The 2,279-nt window shown below is 57.7% G+C and carries 1 protein-coding gene and 2 pseudogenes; all 3 read left to right on the top strand.

Features of this window, described 5'->3' with window-relative positions; genetic code table 11:
* Positions 1–245, top strand: a pseudogene (locus tag H5U08_RS16195) (hypothetical protein); the annotation flags it as partial.
* Positions 246–408: 163 nt separating this feature from the next.
* Positions 409–1,575, top strand: coding sequence for a glycosyltransferase (locus H5U08_RS16200; RefSeq protein WP_297035406.1), 1,167 nt, complete (start codon positions 409–411; stop codon positions 1,573–1,575).
* A gap of 1 nt (position 1,576) precedes the next feature.
* A pseudogene (locus H5U08_RS16205) lies at positions 1,577–2,279 on the top strand (asparagine synthetase B); the annotation flags it as partial.

Genomic DNA, 2,279 nt, shown 5'->3' on the forward strand with positions numbered 1-2,279 from the left:
TACCGGGCAATCGGGCCCTGGTGCAAAACGAGGAATCGGCCCTGCTGGTGCCCGTTGAATCGCCCGGGGAGCTTGCTGAGGCCATCATCCGCCTTGCAGAAAGCCGGGAATTGGCCGAGCGTTTGGCACAGCGCGCCCGTTTCGTCGCGGTGACGCAGTTCTCCCTGGAAGAAACAGTCCGCCGCCATCTGGAGCTTTTTGATGAAATCTACACTCAATTCATGGAAAATGCACGGACAGACTGATAAATGGCCTCACCCCGATTTCTAGCGAGGTATTGGAAGGGACTGCGGCTGGAGATAACTTTCCGGAATCAGTTGCCCAATTGATCGGCTGCTCCGGGCATGTTTCACGGGACGGAAACAAACGGAGTGTGAAGAACCGCGTTACGAGGTTCCGAAATCGGCAATGAACGCATCCGGCACAGAGAAAATCGTCCATATCATTCCGACGCTGGATCAGGCGGGCGCGGAAAAACAGATGACGACGCTCGTCTGCCAGCTCCGTCGTCGAGGCTGGGATGTTCGTGTGGCCGTTCTCACCCGGGATGGCCCCTATCGGGCCGAACTGGAAGCCGCGGGGGTGCCGATATATTATGTGAACAAGCGGGGCAAGGTGGACCTTTCGGCACTCATCCGCCTGCGTCGCTGGCTGGAAGAGGTGAAACCGACCATCGTCCAGACGTGGCTTTTCGCGGCCAACGTGTACGGACGAATCGCCGCCAAACAGGCAAAAGTTCCGCACATCCTGGCGTCCGAACGCTGCGTCGATTTGTGGAAAAGCTGGTGGCACTTCGTGTTCGATCGGTATCTCGCGCGGTGGACCGATCGCATCGTCGTGAACAGCTCGGGCGTAACGGCTTTCTACGTGTCCAGGGGAATCCCCCAGGAAAAAATTGTGGTCATTCCTAACGGAATGGCGATTCCGGAACGACCGTCCGAATCACGGCAATCTCTGCTTTTGGAACTGAAGTTATCACCGGACACCCGGCTTGTGGGAGTGGTCGGACGGCTGTGGCCGCAAAAGAGTCTTCGCGACGCGATCTGGGCGGAGGACCTTCTCAAACGCATTCGCGACGACGTCCATCTCGTCATTGTGGGAGACGGTCCCGAACGCCGGGCCCTGGAGCGCTACTGCGAACAGCTGGAAATCACTGATCGTGTCCATTTTTTGGGCCATCGGCGCGACGCGCTGCGTATCATGGCGCATCTGGATGTCTTCTGGAACACGAGTCAATACGAGGGTCAGTCCAATTCTCTCATGGAGGCCATGGCGCTGGGGGTTCCGGTGGTCGCCTCGGATATTCCCGGCAATCGGGATCTCGTCGTTCACGGCGAGACGGGGTATCTTGTGCCGCGGGGCTTTCAATTTCGAGCCGGCATAGCCAAATACACGAAGAAAATACTTGAGGATCCCGAACTGGCCGCCCGTTTGGGAATGGCAGGTCGGGAAAGGATTGCCACCCATTTTTCCGTGGAACGAATGGTGGAGAGCTACGAGGCGCTGTATCGCGCCTTGGCAGGTGCCGGGGCGATTTCCGCCACCGAATTGGAGCTAAGCAAGATACGGCAGTGACATGTGTGGAATAGCGGGAGCCGTTTGGTACGACGAGGGAAAAGCCCTCAGTGAAGAAGATCTCGGGCGGATGACGCATGTTTTACGACATCGCGGCCCGGACGATGAAGGTTTTTATGTCAAGCATCTGGCAGGCGGAGATCAGCCCGCGTGTGGCGTCGCCCTGGGGCATCGGCGGCTTTCGATTATTGACATCTCGGGCGGGCACCAGCCGATGAGCAATGAAGAGGGGACGCTGTGGATCGTCTTTAACGGGGAGATTTACAACTTCCGCAGCCTTCGCAGGAATCTTGAAGAGTCAGGCCATCGTTTTGCCACCCGATCCGACACCGAAGTCCTTCTGCACCTGTACGAAGAAAAAGGGCTGGACTTTCTTGTCGGTGTCAACGGCATGTTCGCCCTGGCGCTGTGGGATGAGCCGCGCCGGCGGCTTGTGCTGGCCCGGGATCGGTTGGGTGAAAAACCGCTCGTTTATCGGTGTGAACCCGATCGTCTTCTTTTCGCCAGTGAACTGAAAGCCCTGCTGGAGGTACCCGGTATTGGGCGGGAAGTTGATCCGGAAGCCCTCGATGCGTATTTACTGTACCAATACGTGCCGCATCCCTGGACGATTTATCGCGGCATTAGCAAATTGCCGCCCGGGCACCTTGCTGTTTATGAGAACGGGCAGTTGACGGTCCGACCTTACTGGACGCCGGACTTTT

The organism is Thermogutta sp. (assembly GCF_014359955.1).
In the GTDB taxonomy this organism is placed as follows: domain Bacteria; phylum Planctomycetota; class Planctomycetia; order Pirellulales; family Thermoguttaceae; genus Thermogutta.

Bases quoted from the DNA above. Each gene is read 5' to 3' on its own strand.
- H5U08_RS16200 (WP_297035406.1), top strand. From the start codon at position 409: ATGAACGCATCCGGCACAGAGAAAATCGTCCATATCATTCCGACGCTG.